This window comes from Sphaerospermopsis torques-reginae ITEP-024 (genome assembly GCF_019598945.1).
GTDB lineage: Bacteria > Cyanobacteriota > Cyanobacteriia > Cyanobacteriales > Nostocaceae > Sphaerospermopsis.
Genome location: NZ_CP080598.1, coordinates 30,855 through 48,912, shown reverse-complemented (window position 1 = coordinate 48,912; position 18,058 = coordinate 30,855). Strand labels below are relative to the sequence as shown.

17 protein-coding genes are annotated in these 18,058 nt (G+C 37.9%); 11 read left to right on the top strand and 6 right to left on the bottom strand.

The window, feature by feature from the left end; translation table 11 throughout:
* Positions 1-26 precede the first annotated feature (26 nt).
* From K2F26_RS00205 to K2F26_RS00185, 5 genes are all read left to right on the top strand, one after another.
* Positions 27-1,130 carry a zinc-binding dehydrogenase gene (locus K2F26_RS00205; protein ID WP_220609891.1) on the top strand — a complete coding sequence of 368 codons (1,104 nt, stop codon included), beginning with the start codon at positions 27-29 and terminating at the stop codon, positions 1,128-1,130.
* 132 nt (positions 1,131-1,262) lie between these two features.
* Positions 1,263-1,877 carry an acyltransferase gene (locus K2F26_RS00200; RefSeq protein ID WP_246605480.1) on the top strand — a complete coding sequence of 205 codons (615 nt, stop codon included), beginning with the start codon at positions 1,263-1,265 and terminating at the stop codon, positions 1,875-1,877.
* A 76-nt stretch (positions 1,878-1,953) separates the two neighbouring features.
* Positions 1,954-2,097 carry a type II toxin-antitoxin system PemK/MazF family toxin gene (locus K2F26_RS25090; protein WP_302850035.1) on the top strand — a complete coding sequence of 48 codons (144 nt, stop codon included), beginning with the start codon at positions 1,954-1,956 and terminating at the stop codon, positions 2,095-2,097.
* A 47-nt stretch (positions 2,098-2,144) separates the two neighbouring features.
* Positions 2,145-2,966: a pyrroline-5-carboxylate reductase gene (gene proC / locus K2F26_RS00190; protein ID WP_220609890.1), complete on the top strand. Its 822-nt coding sequence runs from the start codon at positions 2,145-2,147 to the stop codon at positions 2,964-2,966.
* A gap of 212 nt (positions 2,967-3,178) precedes the next feature.
* Complete coding sequence (locus tag K2F26_RS00185) at positions 3,179-5,230, top strand: ABC transporter ATP-binding protein/permease (RefSeq protein ID WP_220611714.1); 2,052 nt, start codon at positions 3,179-3,181, stop codon at positions 5,228-5,230.
* Between the two features lie 146 nt (positions 5,231-5,376).
* Here the strand turns inward: K2F26_RS00185 and K2F26_RS00180 are convergent, their stop codons facing one another.
* Entirely contained in the window at positions 5,377-5,787 is a 411-nt protein-coding gene (locus tag K2F26_RS00180; RefSeq protein ID WP_194058051.1) for a hypothetical protein, read from the bottom strand.
* Positions 5,788-6,429: 642 nt separating this feature from the next.
* On the opposite strand from K2F26_RS00180, the gene K2F26_RS00175 reads away from it, so the two are divergent.
* Both K2F26_RS00175 and K2F26_RS00170 read left to right on the top strand, forming a co-directional pair.
* Positions 6,430-7,257 carry a sulfite exporter TauE/SafE family protein gene (locus K2F26_RS00175; RefSeq protein WP_220609889.1) on the top strand — a complete coding sequence of 276 codons (828 nt, stop codon included), beginning with the start codon at positions 6,430-6,432 and terminating at the stop codon, positions 7,255-7,257.
* Positions 7,258-7,494: 237 nt separating this feature from the next.
* Positions 7,495-8,706, top strand: a complete 1,212-nt coding sequence (locus K2F26_RS00170; protein WP_220611713.1) for a bifunctional sterol desaturase/short chain dehydrogenase — start codon at positions 7,495-7,497, stop codon at positions 8,704-8,706.
* A gap of 272 nt (positions 8,707-8,978) precedes the next feature.
* Here the strand turns inward: K2F26_RS00170 and K2F26_RS00165 are convergent, their stop codons facing one another.
* Both K2F26_RS00165 and dapF read right to left on the bottom strand, forming a co-directional pair.
* On the bottom strand, positions 8,979-9,620 hold the full coding sequence (locus tag K2F26_RS00165; RefSeq protein WP_220609888.1) for a Uma2 family endonuclease: 642 nt from the start codon (positions 9,618-9,620) through the stop codon (positions 8,979-8,981).
* Positions 9,621-9,773: 153 nt separating this feature from the next.
* Positions 9,774-10,613, bottom strand: a complete 840-nt coding sequence (dapF, locus tag K2F26_RS00160) for a diaminopimelate epimerase (protein ID WP_220609887.1) — start codon at positions 10,611-10,613, stop codon at positions 9,774-9,776.
* Between the two features lie 161 nt (positions 10,614-10,774).
* Between dapF and K2F26_RS00155 the strand changes: the two genes are divergently transcribed.
* Entirely contained in the window at positions 10,775-11,059 is a 285-nt protein-coding gene (locus K2F26_RS00155; RefSeq protein ID WP_220609886.1) for an Hfq-related RNA-binding protein, read from the top strand.
* Positions 11,060-11,178: 119 nt separating this feature from the next.
* On the opposite strand, the gene K2F26_RS00150 is transcribed toward K2F26_RS00155, so the two are convergent.
* From K2F26_RS00150 to K2F26_RS00140, 3 genes are all read right to left on the bottom strand, one after another.
* Complete coding sequence (locus K2F26_RS00150; RefSeq protein ID WP_220609885.1) at positions 11,179-13,485, bottom strand: cation:proton antiporter domain-containing protein; 2,307 nt, start codon at positions 13,483-13,485, stop codon at positions 11,179-11,181.
* A 349-nt stretch (positions 13,486-13,834) separates the two neighbouring features.
* A complete protein-coding gene (gene tsaE, locus K2F26_RS00145) occupies positions 13,835-14,293 on the bottom strand; it encodes a tRNA (adenosine(37)-N6)-threonylcarbamoyltransferase complex ATPase subunit type 1 TsaE (RefSeq protein WP_220611712.1) in 459 nt (152 codons plus the stop codon).
* Between the two features lie 137 nt (positions 14,294-14,430).
* Entirely contained in the window at positions 14,431-15,804 is a 1,374-nt protein-coding gene (locus K2F26_RS00140; protein WP_220609884.1) for a gluconeogenesis factor YvcK family protein, read from the bottom strand.
* 303 nt (positions 15,805-16,107) lie between these two features.
* Between K2F26_RS00140 and ruvC the strand changes: the two genes are divergently transcribed.
* The 3 genes from ruvC to K2F26_RS00125 all read left to right on the top strand — a co-directional run bounded on the left by ruvC (position 16,108) and on the right by K2F26_RS00125 (position 18,054).
* Positions 16,108-16,599 (top strand): crossover junction endodeoxyribonuclease RuvC, encoded by a 492-nt coding sequence (gene ruvC, locus K2F26_RS00135; RefSeq protein WP_220609883.1) that lies wholly within the window; start codon positions 16,108-16,110, stop codon positions 16,597-16,599.
* A 43-nt stretch (positions 16,600-16,642) separates the two neighbouring features.
* Positions 16,643-17,236, top strand: coding sequence for a cytochrome b/b6 domain-containing protein (locus K2F26_RS00130; RefSeq protein ID WP_220609882.1), 594 nt, complete (start codon positions 16,643-16,645; stop codon positions 17,234-17,236).
* A 77-nt stretch (positions 17,237-17,313) separates the two neighbouring features.
* Positions 17,314-18,054, top strand: coding sequence for a molybdopterin-dependent oxidoreductase (locus tag K2F26_RS00125; protein WP_220609881.1), 741 nt, complete (start codon positions 17,314-17,316; stop codon positions 18,052-18,054).
* Positions 18,055-18,058 lie beyond the last annotated feature (4 nt).

Here is an 18,058-nt window from a genome sequence, read left to right as displayed (position 1 = left end):
GACTACTTACAGTGAGGAAATAATTCATGCCTTTAGCAGCTGTGATGAGCGCACCTAAGCAACCAGTAGAGGTGCAACAACTACCAGACCCGATTTTGGAAACAGGTGGAATCATTATTGAAACCCTATATTCTGAAGTCTGTGGTACTGATGTACATTTACTGCATGGGCGGTTAGAAGGAGTACCTTATCCCATTATTCCTGGACACTTTTCTGTAGGTCGTGTGGTGGAAACAGGGGGACAGGTTCGTGATGTTAATGGTAAATTAATTCGTCCTGGAGCGATCGCCACTTTTCTTGATGTCCATGAAACCTGTTACAACTGCTGGTATTGTTTAGTCGCTAAATCTTCCACTCGCTGTCCACAACGCAAGGTTTATGGTGTCACCTACTCAGCTAAAGATGGGTTACTAGGTGGTTGGTCACAATTGATTTACCTCAAACCAGGAGTTAAGGTAATCACTTTACCCGCAGAAGTTTCACCAAAACAATTCATTGCTGGAGGGTGTGCTTTACCCACTGCAATACACGCTATAGACAGAGCGCAAATTCAAATTGGTGATAATGTCGTAGTTCAAGGTTCTGGTCCTGTGGGGTTGAGTGCAGCAATTCTCGCTATGTTATCCGGTGCTGGTAAAGTGATTGTCATTGATAAATTTGAGAGTCGCTTAAAAGTTGCTCAATCCTTTGGGGTAGATGCAAGCCTAACAATTGAAACTGATAATCCCCGACAACATATTGAGCAGGTTTTGGAATTAACCAACGGACACGGTGCTGATGTGACTATTGAAGCTACAGGTGTGCCGATTGCTGTTAAAGAGGGTTTGGCGATGACGAGAAATGGAGGTCGTTATGTGATTGTTGGACATTACACCAATACAGGCGAAATTCTCATCAATCCACACCTAGAAATTAATTTAAAACATATTGATATTCGCGGGACTTGGGGAATTGATTTTAGCCATTTTTACCGCATGATTGAATTACTAAAACGGCACAGTAATTCTAGAGAAAATATTGCTTGGGAAAATCTAATTAGTCGTTCCTATACACTAGAAGAAATTAATCAAGCACTGGCGGATGTAGAACATGGTTCTGTATTAAAAGCTGTGATTCAGCCTAATTCTTGATGAGACGGTAATTGAAAGGCCGAGTTCGATTATTGTGTAGTTATTGCGAAGGTCAGGTAAAATCACTGAGATGGGGGATATTAATTGAATGGAAACATCAATGTTAATTGTTCAGCTAACTGGGAGGTCTGAATGTTAAATCTAACCCACCAATTATATTTACTAATTTCAAATTTTTTGGAGAAGCATCAACAACTAGAAAAATTCAAACAATTATCCAATAGTGCAACTTTTGATAGTTCTGTGAAATTTCTAGGAACTTGTGATAATTGGATGAATGATAAAAGCTTAATTACGATAGGTAAAAATGGACTAATTTTGGGTGAATTGGCTGTATTTTCTTATGGTGGCAAAATAGAAATAGGTGAAGATTGCTATATTGGTGAGGGAACGCGAATTAGATCAGCTAACTCTATCAAAATTGGTAATCAAGTGGCAATCTCAGATAATGTTACCATTTATGATACAGATGCCCATTCATTAAACCATATTTTAAGACACAAAGAATTTGTTGAAGTTGTCATTATAAATAATCTGATTAAAGATGCTAAAGAGCTAGACGTAAAATCAGCACCAGTGATCATAGAAGATCATGTTTGGATTGGATTTAATGCAGCTATTCTCAAGGGAGTAACTATCGGAAAAGGAGCTATTATTGGTGCTAGTTCTGTTGTCACTAAAGATGTGGAAGCCTTCACCATAGTTGCGGGTAATCCGGCTAAAGTTATTAAGAAATTACCCAATTAAAAATGATTCAGAATAGCGATCTTCTATTGAATTTAGATGATAGTAACACCACAGAATGGAATGCTAAAGAATAGCAATGCTAGTGAATATATTTGATATTTTTCTAGTCAATCTTAATCCTACCATCGGTAGTGAAATTCAAAAAACATACCCTTGTCTAATCATCTCACCAAAAGAGATGCAATACTCTTCGGTTAAGGAAAAGGAAGGCTCAGGGTAGGGGCTTTCTTACTTTTCAGATATCCTCTAAGATAATAAAGAAAATATATGCTTACAGATTTACAAATTGCCTTTATCGGCGGTGGCACGATGGGCGAAATTATCATTAGTAGATTATTAGCAACAAAAACTGTTGACAAACCAGAGCTAATTATAGTTGGTGAACCAGTTGCTGCACGATGCCTGGATTTAGAAAAGAAATATGGAATACGTACTACAAGCTCCAATTTAGAAGCAGTACAAGGCGCAGCCATTGTCATATTAGCGGTGAAACCCCAAGTTTTAGCTTCTGTGATGACTACGCTCAAGGATAAAATTGCACCAGAAGCTTTAGTCATTAGTATAGTAGCTGGAGCAAGCATTCCATCTTTGTGCCAAGGGTTAAATCATGCTGCTATTGTGCGTACAATGCCTAATCTTCCAGTAGAGATTGGTCATGGAACTACCGTATGGAGCGCATCAGAGAATGTAACAGAAATACAGCGATCGCTTACTCAAGTTATTTTACAAGCACTAGGTCAGGAATTTGCTACTCAAAGTGAAAATTACCTGGATATGGCAACGGCGTTAAGTAGTGCCGGCACTGGATTTGTGTTTCTGTACATCGAAGCAATGATTGATGCTGGTGTGCAAATAGGTTTAACTCGCACACAAGCCCAAGAACTGGTATTGTATACAATTGCTGGCAGTGTGGAAATGATGTTGCAAACCCATGAACATCCAGCAGTATTACGTAACAAAGTTACCAGTCCTGGAGGAATAACTGCTGCTGGCCTTTACGAGTTAGAGAAAGGGGGTTTACGAACTGTTGTTTCTAATGCAGTGCTGACTGCTTTAACCCGCACTCAAAAATTAAGTAATATGAGTTAAACAAGCAGTTCGCTCAGTGTTATTTTGATAAGTATTACAGCTATTTTCAGGTAAATAAACCACATTTTGATTTATGTAGGGGCGAAGCATTCGGACAATTAATTATCGGTTTTACGCCAGACTATCATCCGAATGCTTCGCCCTTACTGTGGTCTAAAAACATGAAAACTGCTGTAAATTTAATTCTCAGAAACTTAATTTATTGCTCAAATATGCCAACTCAAGTTATTCAATCTCAACCTTCGACAAATCCTTTTTCAGCTTTGAGTCAATTTTGGGAAAATGTCAAAGCGATCACTGAACCTTACTGGTATCCAAGTAAGTCAGGGGGAAGAGCATTTTCAGATGTGATGCGTTCCTGGGGAATGCTCATTCTCTTATTATTATTAATAATTGCGCTGGTGAGTCTCAATGTATTTACTAACTTCCTCAATCGCTACTTAGTAGATGTTATCATTGTTGAAAGGAATGTTGATAGTTTTTTTAAAGCTATATTTGTTTATAGTGTAGCTCTTGTATTCGTAACATTTTTGGTAGGTTTTTCTAAATTAGTCAGAAAACAAATTGCTCTTGATTGGTATCAATGGCTAAATAATCATACATTATCAAAATATTTTAGCAATCAAGCTTATTATAAACTTAATTTCAAAGCTGATCTTGATAATCCAGATCAGCGCATAGCTCAAGAAATTGAACCAATTACCAGGAATGCTTTAACTTTTTCAGCTACTTTTCTGGAAAAAATACTGGAGCTTATAGCTTTTTTAATCATCCTGTGGACTATCTCTCAGAAAGTGGCGATTATTTTGTTTGTTTACACAATTGTCGGGAATGTAATCAGCACGTACTTGACAGGAGAGTTAAATAAAATTAATCAGGAAGAAATACAATCAAAGGGTGATTATAGTTATGCTCTAACTCATGTTCGTAATCATTCTGAATCAATAGCTTTTTTTAGAGGAGAGAAACAAGAATCAAATATTATTGGGAAAAGATTTAATAATTTTATCCAAATTTTTCAACGGAAAATTAATTGGGAAAGAAACATAGATATTTTTAATAGAGGATATCAGGCTGTAATTGAAGTTTTTCCCTTTTTAATTCTTGGACCTTTATATCTAAGAGGTGAACTAGGGTTTGGAGAAATTAGCCAAGCTTCTTTAACAGCTTATCTGTTTTCTCTTTCTCTATCAGAATTAATCAATGAGTTTGGCATTTCAGGACAGTTTTCTAGTTATGTGGAACGGTTGTCTGAGTTTTCCTCTGCTTTGGAAAAAGTCGCTAAACAACCAGAAAATGCCAGTACCATCAAAACAGTAGAAGATAATCATATCACTTTTGAGAGTGTGACTTTACAAACTCCCAATTATGAAAGGGTAATTGTGGAAGATTTATCACTTTCTGTACAACCAGGAGAAGGTTTATTAATTGTTGGTCCGAGTGGTAGGGGTAAAAGTTCTTTGTTGAGGGCGATCGCAGGTTTGTGGAACTCAGGAACAGGTCGTTTAGTCCGTCCTTCTTTAGAAGAAGTGTTGTTTTTACCTCAACGTCCTTACATTATTTTAGGAACTTTGCGGGAACAGTTACTTTATCCACACACAGAACGAATAGTCAGCGATCGCGCACTCAAAGAAGTTTTAAAACAAGTTAATCTGGATAGTTTATTGAGTCGAGTAGATGGTTTTGACACTGAAGTTCCTTGGGAAAATATATTATCTTTAGGAGAACAACAACGTTTAGCATTTGCCAGATTGTTAGTTACTCAACCGGGTTTCACTATCTTAGATGAAGCTACCAGTGCTTTAGATTTAAAGAATGAAGGTAATTTATATCAACAATTACGACAAGCAAAAACAACATTTATCAGTGTCGGACATCGAGAAAGCTTATTTGATTATCATCAATGGGTTTTAGAACTTTCTCAAGATTCTAGTTGGCAACTTTTAACTGTGCAGGATTATCAACGTCAGAAATTACAATCTGCTGTTATCAATGTGGCTGAAAAAGCTGAAATTACAATAGATAATTTTGCCTATAATCAATCTCCTAATCAGTCAGAAATAGCAACACCAAAAATAGCCAACCTAGCAAACCAAGTAATTGTTATTACCGGACTTTCTCATCAAGAAATGCAGAAATTAACAGATTATTCACTGGGGACTGTGAGAACTAAAGCCAGTAAAGGTCAAACTATTACAACTCAAGATGGTTCTACCTACAGCTATAATAAAGACCCCAATGTTTTGAAATGGGTGAAAGTTTAGGGTGAGACAAGTTATATCAAGTCCGGGTAATCACTGATGAATAAGTTGTTGGTTTTTGGTTAATAATTGCCTTTTCCCAATTACCAATTACCCATTACCAATTACCAGCCCCAACAGATATGATAAGTATTCAACAGGACATGATATTACAATGTTTTTGTTTTTGGGTTGTAGATTTTGTGAGGATACTTATTTTCAAAATAGGTAATAGCAACTTCACCCAATGCTTTAACTGCGGCCGCTCCTATTGCGGGTTGAATCACTGAGCCAATACCAGGAATCAACCCTGCTATAATACTGCCCATATTAAACAAAAATTGTCCCCCACCCACGCCTATAATTGCTGCGGCCATTGCTCCAGCACCACTAGCAGGTATCAAATTCACATCATAAATTTGAGCAATTCTAGTAACTACAGCATACTGTACACCAGCTAAACTGGTTTGAAAGGCGATCGCACCAAGAGGAGAAATTCCTCCAGTGAGTCCTGCTGTTGCACCTGCTCCCATCATTAACCAAAGTTCATCTCTAGCTTGATCACGACAATATTTCTTCATAGGATCGGCAATTTCATCAAAAATATTTCTTGGATCATTAGGTTTTCAAACCTTTTATTGATGATATTCAGAATTTTTTAAACAAAATCTATCCCAGGGTATTGATGGAAAGCTATTAAATTCCACGTAAGTATTCAGTAATCAGTAATCAGCTATTTTCTAGACAAAGACTGAATTACAGCGATTTTAAGGTAAATGAACCACATTTTTTAATCTCACGCAAAGACGCAAAGGCGCAAAGGAAGAAAGGAAGATAACAAGAAAGATGTGGTACAAATACATGAAAACTGCTGTAATAAGGATGCTCCCGTTTTGTCAAATTACACATTATTTTTTCCTCTTGTGAGAAATCCGGGTTTAGCTGTATAATGTTTAAAAATGGTGATTAGTGATTAGTGATTGGGTAAAAATAACTAATAACTACTAACTAATGGGTAGCATTCCAATTTTGCAAAAATAACCGCAGCAACACCAAAAACTCTCTTCTTCCTTCTTACCTTCGTGTCCTTCGCTCCTACCCTTCGGGAACACCTTCGGTGAACGTGGTTCGTTCATTTCACGTCTTGAACTCCAACAAAAAATAAACTTACACATTTGGGATGCTCCTAACTAATATCTAATATCTAATATCTAATATCTAAAATGACACCGATTGAATTATTAATTTTAGCATTTGCAGGAATTATAGCTGGGATTTTGGCAGGTTTTTTAGGAATTGGTGGAGGTACAGTTTTAGTACCTTTATTAATTAGCTTAGGAAACGAATCTATCCAAGCAGTAGCTACCAGTAGTTTATCAATTGTCATTACCGCATCTGCTGGAAGTATTCAGAATTGGCGCATGGGTTATCTGGATATCAACAATGTTTTAAGTATGGCTTTACCAGCCTTAATAACTGCTCAAATCGGTGTTTTCTTCGCTAATTTATTTCCTGAATATTTGTTATTATTTACCTTTGGATTACTCTTAATTTCCAACATTTATTTAGTTGAGCTTAGAAAAAAAATAGTTGCTATAAAAAATCAAGAAGAGGAAGCGAATCAAAATCAGGAATTTGTAGAAGAAAATAACGAAACTAACGAAACTAATGTTTATAAAATTCAAGATTTATGGCATAGAATCTTAACAGGAGGTGCAGGTGGTTTATTAGCAGGTTTATTTGGAGTTGGTGGGGGGATAATTATGGTCCCTTTGCAAATTGTCTTATTAAATGAAAATATTAAAAAAGCTATTCAAACGAGTTTAGGAGTCATAGTCATTACCGCTATTTCTGCAACTGCTGGCCATGCTTATTCAGGTAATGTTTTGTGGTTAACTGGCGCAATTTTAGGATTTGGTGGTTTATTAGGAGTACAATTTAGTACCCGGTTTTTACCAAAATTACCCGATAAAGTAGTGAGTTTAGCTTTTAGAAGTTTGTTGGCTATTTTATCTATTTATATATTTTGGAAAGCTTGGCAAAGTTACTAACTTTGATGTAAGCATTTAGCCGTCAGCTATCAGCTTTCAAGACTAAAATACACACAATGATCACAAATGCACAGAGTGTAAACCTGAAAAGCTTTTAGCACTGTCACCTGTTACCTGTCACCTAATATACTTAAAAATGCCAAAATTTCAGCTTCAGGACAAATGTTACCGATTGCTACTACACTAATTATGGAATATGAAGAATAATTAAGAGAAAATAGTGTTAGCAAAAATATGATGATTTTGGCTCAAAGTTTAACAATTGATTGGATTTTAGTAAATAACTGCGTCAAGTTCCTTCTTTGGGGTGTTTTCTCCATCTTACTTGCGGAAATAATTAGAGATAGTTATCATGCTTTGTGTCATCAAGTCACCTGGTTGGCAAAATGGCATAATAAACATCATGCCGCTTACCGTCGAGATTTAACATTAGTTTCTCAACAAGCTTACTTAGATTCCCAGTTGTATCACGACATAGTTGAGTCAACTATACTGCTAGTTTTATTAATCACAGTTGCTTTAGTTTTCAGACAATGGGGTTTATGGTTGGGTGTTGCTTATGGTGGAACTTTTTTATATGGTGCATCTTTGCGATATTTCCAAGGTACAATAGACACAGATTACAATCATTTACCAGGACCATTAGCAGCAACTCCTTCTGTGTGGTTTGTGAATAGAACATATCATTGGCGACATCATTTTGATGATGTAAATGCTTATTATAGTGGTGTATTTTCTCTTGTGGATAAAATATTAGGAACAGGACTTTCTTTAAAAGGTAAAACCGTTGCTGTAACTGGTGCTTCTGGTGCTTTAGGAAAAGCATTAACCGCAGAATTAATCAAGCATAAAGCCAAAGTTATTGCTTTAACAACTAACCCAGATAAAATAGAGGAACAAACTGGTTTAAAAGTGATGTTTTGGGAATTGGGAAATGAAGAAGAATTAAAAGCCAACTTGCAAAAAGTTGATATTTTAATTATCAATCATGGAGTGAATGTTTATGGCGATCGCACATCCACAGCAATTCACAATTCCTATCAAGTTAACACTTTTTCCGCTTTGCGGTTAATAGATATATTTTCTGCAACTGTCACTGGACCAGATGCTAAAGCGACTAAAGAAATTTGGGTAAACACATCAGAAGCAGAAGTTTCACCAGCTTTAAGTCCATTATATGAAATCAGCAAAAGGGCGTTAGGTGATATCATTACCCTCAAACGTTTGGATGGAATTTGTGTAATTAGAAAATTAATTTTAGGACCATTCAAAAGTCAACTTAATCCCTTCGGTGTGATGTCAGCAAATCAAGTTGCACGGGGAATTTTGTTTTTAGCAAAACGGGATTTTAGAAATATTATTGTCACAGTCAACCCACTAACTTATTTACTATTCCCCATCAAAGAATTTACTACATGGTTGTACTATCGTGTTTTTAGTCAGAAGTAATAAGTAGGGTTTGCTGAAAAAGTCTTTTCGTGGAGACAGGGAACAAGGAACAGGGAACAGTTTTTCTCGTTCCCAGTCTCTGACTGGGAATGCAATTATAGAGTCTCCGAATCTAAATTTTACTACAAAAGGGACAGTCTTTAATCATTCATTCCCATCAAAATATTTCAATACAAGATCCCCTAATTCTTTTTTCATTTTGGTTATAAACGATGAATTAGTTTAATAAGTCGAGTATCTGAGTTTTATTAATTCCGATTCAATTACAATTCTTATAGTTGAAATTGGCTAAGTAACCAAGCACAAACTTCAGATTGACTGCTTTCACGACTACGACGTAAAGCAGTTTCTAAAACTGCAATTTCTAACCCAGGTAAAACCCGTGATTCTTGAATGCGTTTACTACCTTGGTTGATCATACTATAGGCGATAATTTGGGTGTTTTGTACATCTATCACCCAGTATTCAGCAACACCTAATTCTTCGTAAAGACTACGCTTTGTTCCTAAGTCATCTAATAAAGATGTTTTAGCAATTTCAATGACTAAATCTGGTGCTGGGTAGTGATCTAAATTAACAATTCCTGTACCTGTGGGGATAGTTTGGGCGCGTTCTTGGAGATAATAAGCTACATCAGGTTGACAGTCTTGAATACCTTGTTTACGAAAAGTTGTGGTATCTAAACCTGTAGCTAAAATTCCTTTAATAGTGGCAAATAAAGTGACAGCAAAAATAATTATTACATGATCTTTTCCATGATCAAAACTAACTGGTGGCATTTCTAGCCTCATGTATCCTTTATAATAGTAACTTTTTCCCGGTTTATTAAGTAAGTTGGTGGTTATTTGTTCATACTCATTCCAAGAAGTATAAATCCATGTATCTGTAGGTATTTGAGTTTGTAAATTACTCATTTTCTCAGTCTCCTGAGTAGATAAATATTTGAATATTTGAATGGTAAGATCCCCAACTTCTGACATTAATTGATGATTTCTGGAAACGATGAAAATAGAAGTCGGGGATCTGAATAAAATGTTGGGTTTCCTTGCGTCAACCCAACCTACTATTTAAAATTTACCTGCAAATACTCTTTCTGCTGGTCCTGTCATATAGATTTTATTGTCAATTTCTGACCATTCAATTTCTAACTCTCCTCCTGGTAATTCTATCGTTGCAGCGCGATCGCATTTATCATTCAATACCCCAGCAACTAAAGACGCACAAGCACCAGTACCGCAAGCTAAGGTAATACCCGCGCCTCTTTCCCATACCCGCATTTTTAAATAATTACGGTTGACAATTTGGATAAATTCTGTATTAGTTCTTTGCGGGAAAACGGGATGATGTTCAAATTTCGGTCCGATGGTTTCCAGAGGAATAGCTGCTACATCGTCCACGAATGTTATACAGTGGGGATTTCCCATACTCACACAGGTAACATTCCAAGTATGATCCGCAACTTCCAAAGGTACATTAATTACCTTACTGTCAGCAGGTGCAAGGGTGGTAGGAATTTCCTGCGCTAATAAGCGGGGTGAACCCATATCTACTTTTACTTGACCATCATCAGTGAGTTGAGGAGTAATCACACCTGCTAAAGTATGAATGGTGTAAAAATCTTTAGTGCGGGATATACCTTCCAACTCAGTGAGGAAAACAGCTAAACAGCGAATACCGTTACCACACATTTCCGGTTCAGAACCATCAGAGTTAAAAATTCTCATGGTATAATCAGTACCATTTTGCCCAGGAAGTGCGAAAATAACACCATCAGCACCAATACCAAAATGGCGATCGCACAATTTGATAGCTTTTTCCGGTGTGATTATGGGAGTAAGAGAGGAACGGTTATCAATGAGAATAAAATCATTACCCACACCGTGATACTTAGTAAATTCTATTGCCATTTTTCCCTAGATGAATTATCAAAGATAAGTTACTACTGATTTAAACATTGTCCAATAAGATTGGTAATGGGTAATTGGTAAATTGATTACTGTCACCTGTCACCTGTAACCTATCACCTGTAGCCTATTCCCTATTCCCTATTCCCTATTCCCTAACAAAAATGCCAGCAACAGAATTTGACACTACCCTACCTAGCATTAGACAATTACAAAATTGGATCAAGCAAAAAGCCACCGTTGAATTTAAACTGATGACTGGTGATGTCATCGTCGGTAAGGTTTTTTGGCAAGATATCAATTGTGTATCTATTGTAGATGCTAACAACGAACAAATAAGCGTTTGGAAAATGGCGATCGCTTATATGAAAGTTCGCAGTGATGCAGTTGTAGAGAGAGGTTTAGTTCCCGGAGATGCTCAAGTCGCTGTAGCAAATATAGATTCATAGCTAATTGAAAATTACCTCTACCTTCAAGTCAGAAGCTTGAAAAAGCGGAATTTTTGGCTTTTTTCCCTGGAAAGGGGAGGTTGGAAACCTTGGATGAAACAATTATCAATTGTCAATTATCAATTGATCAAATCTGGTGTTTTGTGTTGGTTCTGGTGAATTGCTAGAGGTACACCACAGGAAGCAGTAAATAATTGTTGTAGTTGGTAGAGTTGAGCAAAATTACCGCACAACAACACCTGATCACCTGTTTTTAACTCCATATTGCCATGAGGAAGACGGCTAAACTTGCCATCTCGCCGAATCGCTTGGACTTTCACACCATAATATTGATCATTGGTGATATCCGTGAGAGTTTTACCCAAAATGGGACAGTTTGCTGGAACTGTCACCCACTGACAAGCGTTAGTTTCTCCAGGAACAGCTGCATTACCCTTAGCAAATTCTGCCAAAGCTGCTAATTCTTTACTTGCACCCACAACTAAGAGGCGATCGCCAGTTTCTAACCTCACCTGACTATTAGGATAATCAATTTCTGTGCCATCAGCACGACGAATGGCCATTAAACTCACCCCGATCAGATAGCGCATATCCGCTTCCTCCAACGTCATCCCAATCAAAGGCGAGTCATCAGGTAAATCATACCACCGACGGTTTAAATCACGGGTAACTTGTTGTAAATGTTGGGAAACTTCCGCAGCAGAACGTTCAGGACGCAAATCTAAATAATGATCCTTACGAATATCCTGCATTTTCCGTTGTACCACCTCTGGCAATAATCCCGCATCGGTAAGTAAATAGGTGGCCATTTCCAGACTCGCTTCAAATTCTGGTTGTACAACTTCCTTAGCACCCAGTTGATAAAGCACCTCAATATTTTTATCTTGAGTAGCACGGACCACTAAATCTAATTCTGGGGATATTTCCAAAGCGCGTTTTAAACACAAACGAATACTAGCAGGATCAGGAAGGGCGATCGCCATCCCTTTAGCATGATTCACCCCAGCAGTTTCCAACACATGAAAACTCACCGCATTACCATAAACATACGGTATACCCGCTTCCCGTAACTGTTGAATCCTACTTTCAGACTGATCAATAACGACTACAGGCAAATCATGTAACTGCAATAACCGTACCAAATTTTTACCTATGCGACCATAACCACAAACTACAAAATGATCTTTCCGGGGTAAGTCTTCCGCAAAATCTCGCGCTTGTTCTTCCACCAAATAAGGTTTTAACCAAGGCATGGACTCCGCAAAATTAAATAACAATGGTACTAAACGCAACACAAAGGGAGTCAACATTAAAGTAACCGCAGTCGTTCCCAAAGTTAATAAATATATTCTCCGGGAAACCAACCCCAAAGCTTGACCTTCACTAGCTAAAACAAAGGAAAATTCTCCGATTTGCGCTAAACCCAAACCCGCAATCAAAGCAGTTTTCAACGGATAGCGGAATAATTTAACCAAAGGTGTGATGATCAGGAACTTACCCAAGAACACCAAAACCACCAAACCCAAGATCACATCTAGGTTTTGCCACAAAAACACCGGATCAATCAACATTCCGATCGCAGCAAAAAACAAACTCGCAAAAATATCCCGCAACGGTTCAACAATGGTTAAAGTTTCATCAGCATATTCCACCTCAGAAATCATCAACCCTGCAACAAACGCCCCCATCTCAATAGAAAGACCCAAATATTCAGTTAGCAGGGCAATACATAAACATAAAGTGACAACACCCAACAAAAACAACTCTCTGCTTTCTGTGCGGGCTAATAATCGCAACAACGGCGGAATTAACCAAATACCCGCAACTACCGCACCCGCAGCAAATAAACCAATGCGTACCAAAGCGGTGAAGACTGCTAAACCAATCGCTTCTCCTGGTTCATGCAGTGCGGGTAACACGGCCAGCATTAAACCCAGTGCTAAGTCCTGAACAACGAGAATACCCAGCATGACCTGGCCGTGGGGTGTTTCTGTCTCGTTGCGTTCCATCAAACATTTGAGAACAACCGCAGTGGAAGACAAAGACAAAATACAACCTAAAAATACCCCTTTAGCCGGTAAAGCACCCCAAGCACCTGTAACACCACAAACTAGGACTGTGATAATAATAGTGAGGATAATTTGTAATCCTCCACCACCCAAAGCTATAGCCCTTACCTTTTTCAGTTCTGCTAGGGAAAATTCAACACCCAAAGCAAAGAGTAAAAAAGCTACACCAAACTGCGCCAAGGTTTCCACTTGGACAACTTCTTTAATTAATCCCAGTCCTGCTGGTCCAACTATCATCCCCCCGATGAGATATCCCAGCAAAACGGGTTGTTTCAACAATGCGGCCAGTAGTCCACCACAAGCAGCGACAGCGAACACCGAAACCAAATCAACAATTAAGCGAAAGTCCTCTTGCACCAGCTTTAATAAGAAATATAAAGTTTATTAATTTCAGGATACAAAGTTTTCTCTATTTGAGGGGAGGGTAGAGGGGGAGGAATTTTTGGAATTTTTATTTATTCTCACGCAGAGGCGCAGAGACGCAGAGAGCTAAGGAGTATTTAAGTCTGTTTATAAGGCAGTCCAAAAAAGTTTTCCTGCTTATTTATTGAGAATGGAGGGGGGTTATTCGCAATAATATTGAGAATGCTGTCAATAAGTGAACGATTTTTCAAGGTTCTTGACATCTTGACTTTTTGTGGTATTATAGGGGTGTATAATCTAAAGGATATTTATATCTAACTCAACACTTTTAAAGTGATATTTTTTATATATAAATACTTAAAATACTTAATTCACAATTAACATCAGTAATATCCGCCTGACGAGTACCATTTTCAGCATGAGTTAAACATACCTTTAAATAACTATCTGGTAGATATGGCATTCGTTCCGCCCATTCAATAGCAACAATACCAGGTGTTACTTCTATACCTTCCCAATAGCTTTCTAAATTTAAGCCTGTCACCTCTTGAGGTTCTAAACGATACAAATCTAAGTGATAAAGAGGGATGCGTCCTTCTGTGTATTCATTAATCAGGGTAAAAGTAGGACTCACAATAGATTCAGTGATACCTAAACCCTGACCAATACCTTGAACTAAGGTAGTTTTACCCGCACCCAAGTCACCTTCTAATAAAATTACATTACCAGCATTCAGGTTTTCCCCTAGAATAATACCTAACTGCTGTGTTGCTTTTATATCTGGAAGAAAGATTGTAGTCATTGGTAATTGGTAATTGGTAATTGGTAATTGGTAATTGGTGATTGGTGATTGGTAATTGGTAATTGGTGATTGGTAATTGGTGATTGGGAAAAATAAAATTGATTACCCAGTCACCAGTCCCAAGTCACCAGTCCCCATTACTTCCCATGTTGCGCTCCACTGTACCATTTTAATAACACCTTAGCTAGTTTTTGGGGATCGTGACGGACAAAACCAGTTTCATCTTCGTGTAAAACGTTAGCAGGAACTATGCGCCGTCCTAACTGAGTAACTGCTTCTCTGTCTAGGAAAACGGGATGGGAATTTTGTTGGGCGTAGCGGATCAATGCTTGGGCTGATGGGGTTTTGCGATGTACGAGTACAGCATCAAAAAGTGTTCTGTCACCAGCAGCTTGATCAATGGCTTGGATATGTTCAGCAACGGTATAGCCCTCTGTTTCTCCCGGTTGGGTCATAATATTGCAAATATAAATGCGGGGAATTTTTGTAGCAGCGATCGCATCGGCTATTTCTGGAACTAATAAATTGGGAATTAAGCTAGTATACAAACTTCCAGGACCAATAATAATGTAATCAGCTTCTTTAATTGCTTTAATTGCAGCGGGTAAGGCGGGGGGATTTTCGGGAATACAGCCAATTTTGACAATTTTGCCCCCGGCTTTGGGAATGCTAGATTCACCTTCAATGCGTCGGCCATCTGCCATTTCTGCCCATAGACGCACATCACTCAAGGTTGCTGGTAAAACCTGTCCCCTCACAGCCAGGACTTTGGAACTGGCCGCAACTGCCCTTTCTAAGTCGCCAGTAATATCAGTCATGGCAGTTAAAAACAAGTTACCAAAACTGTGGCCTGTTAAGCCATCCCCAGCGCGAAAACGATATTGGAATAATTCAGTTAATAACTTTTCTTCATCTGCTAATGCAGCTAAACAGTTGCGAATATCTCCAGGAGGTAAAACGCCAAATTCCTGCCGCAACCTACCAGAAGAACCTCCATCATCAGCTACTGTGACAATAGCAGTCATATTAGCACTATAGGTTTTTAAGCCCCGGAGTAAAGTAGAAAGTCCAGTACCGCCACCAATAACTACAATTTTTGGACCCCGGTATAAACGACGATGTGCCAAGAGAACATCTATCAGTTCTTCTTCATCCCCTTGAGGTCTTAAAACCTCTGTAATTGAACCAACAGTGCGAGATTGTCCCCACAATAGCAACAGCACACCCAGCAGCAACACCAAAGGTCCGCTGACATAGTTAGGTAAGATGTTGGTAAGGAAACCCAACAAACCTTTAAGAAATTCCAATGTCCAAAAAATTGGGGTTAGCTTAATCCAAATAGCTAACCCCAAACTTGCCAATAAGAAACCCCCTACACTGACTAGAAACCAGCGTTTTACCGATATTCCAGGAGATAACCATTTAAACCACTGGTTAACCCGGTGGGAAGTGCGACTGTGTGACTGAAGTTGTATGGCGTTGAGGGCTTGTCGAAGAAAACCGATTGACATACTTAATAGGGAACTGTGGTACAAACAATGTTTAGCAGAAAATGTACACTAACAGGGACTGGTGATTGGTGATTGGTGACTGGGGAGGAAAATTTTAGATTTTAGATTTTAGATTTTAGATTGGAGATCACAAAAACAATCCAAAATCCAAAATCCAAAATCCAAAATCCAAAAAGTGTTTATTTCTTCATGATTGGCGATCGCTAACCGGAAAGTGCAGATTAAGTATAGTAGGAGTCGGGTGTTAGAAGTTGAGAATCAAAGTTAATTTTATGGAAATTTAGGGAAAATCAGACAAAACTTATGGAAAAAAGAATTTTAGGATTAGATCCGGGTTTAGCTATTGTGGGATTTGGGGCAATTACGTTACAGCAAAGTCAAGGTAAAATAGCAGATTTTTCCGTGAAGATGCTTGATTTTGGCGTAATTCGCACGTCGTCAGATATGGAAATGAGTCAGCGACTAGCTACTTTATTTGATGATTTAAACACCCTAATGGACGATTTGCAACCGGATTTAGTGGCCATTGAAAAATTATTCTTCTATCGTATGGCCAACACTATTTTAGTTGCACAGGCTAGGGGTGTATTAATGTTGGTTTTGGGGCAACGTAAACTTCCTTATGTAGAGTTTGCACCCCCTCAAATTAAGCAAGCTTTAACAAATTATGGTAAGGCAGATAAGGAAGAAGTGCAAGAAGCGGTAATGAGGGAGTTAGATTTAGAGGAAATGCCTAAGCCTGATGATGCGGCAGATGCTTTAGCGGTGGCTTTGACTGCTGCGTTTCAATTGTAATTTTAGTTACAAATAATTTTTCTCAAAACCAAATATTACTGTTATGAATTCTCCCACAAAACCCCCAAAATTACCCACCCAAGCACTAGCCGCTAAAATCTTCCACTCTATTAATATCATGAGCCTGTTTTTAATGATTACCAGTGGATTGCAAATTTATAACGCTAATCCCGTCTTTGGTGGCCGTGCAGGTTTACATATTCCCCCTATTTTCACATTAGGCGCTTGGTTAGCAGGAGGTAGACACTGGCATTTTGCATCTATGTGGCTATTTTCTCTCAATCTTTTATTTTATGGAATTTACATTTTCATTACCCGACGTTGGCGACATAGATTTGTCGGTAGTAATGACATTCAGGCATTACAAAAAACGCAAAATCCTAAGCGTTTAACCTATGCTTGGCATCGGATTATTTACACATCTATTATTCCTGTATTGTTGTTGGCAATATTAACAGGAATCGGAATGTACAAACCTGCTCAATTTCCCTGGATAGTGGATATGTTGGGCGATTGGCAAGCATTAAGAATTGTGCATTTTGCTTCTGTGCCATTGGTGATAATATTTGTAATTATTCATTGGCGTTTAGGACAAAAAGCCGGAGGTGATAAATTAATTGAGTCTATGTTTTGGTAGTTTTTTGAATTAATGATTTAACGCAGATGAACGCAGATAAACGCAGATTTTTTTTAATTAGGGGAAGTTATTAAATCATGAATAATGCTAATAAAAAAGACCTCATTCATATAGTGAAACCTCGATTTAACCGCCGTAAGTTTTTACAAATATCAGGAATTTCTAGTATAGGTGGCTTACTTAGTGGTTGTGGTACACCAGCATTAGAAGATTTGGTAGGTAAGCTTTCAGAACCTTTAAATCAAAAGGTTGAAGAATTGATATTTCAACCTCAAAAACTTGTACCAGAATTTGCTGCTAGTGAAATTCAACCAGCAGCTTTAATCATTAATAGTTTTCGTGGTACACCACTTATTGATGTTGATAATTTTCGGTTAATTATTGATGGTGAAGTCAATAATCCTGTGAGTTTAAGTATGGCAGAAATTCAAAATTTACCTTTAACTTCTATGATTATTCGTCATGTTTGCGTTGAAGGTTGGGCAGCAATTGTACAATGGGGAGGTATTCGTTTACGTGATTTAATCGCTTTAGCTCAACCCCAGGAAAATGTTAAGTATGCTTATTTTAAATCAGCAGATGGTTATTACGAAAGTTGGGATTTAGCTTCTGCTACCCATCCCCAAACTTTGTTAGCTTATCAAAAAAATGGTGAAGAATTGCCCATTGAAAATGGCGCACCTTTACGTTTAGCTTCTCCTATTAAGTTGGGTTATAAACAAAGTAAATGGGTAACAAGAGTTACTTTAACTAGCCAGTTATCAGTTTTTAAAGGTTATTGGGAAGATCAAGGTTATGAATGGTTTGCAGGGTTGTAAACAA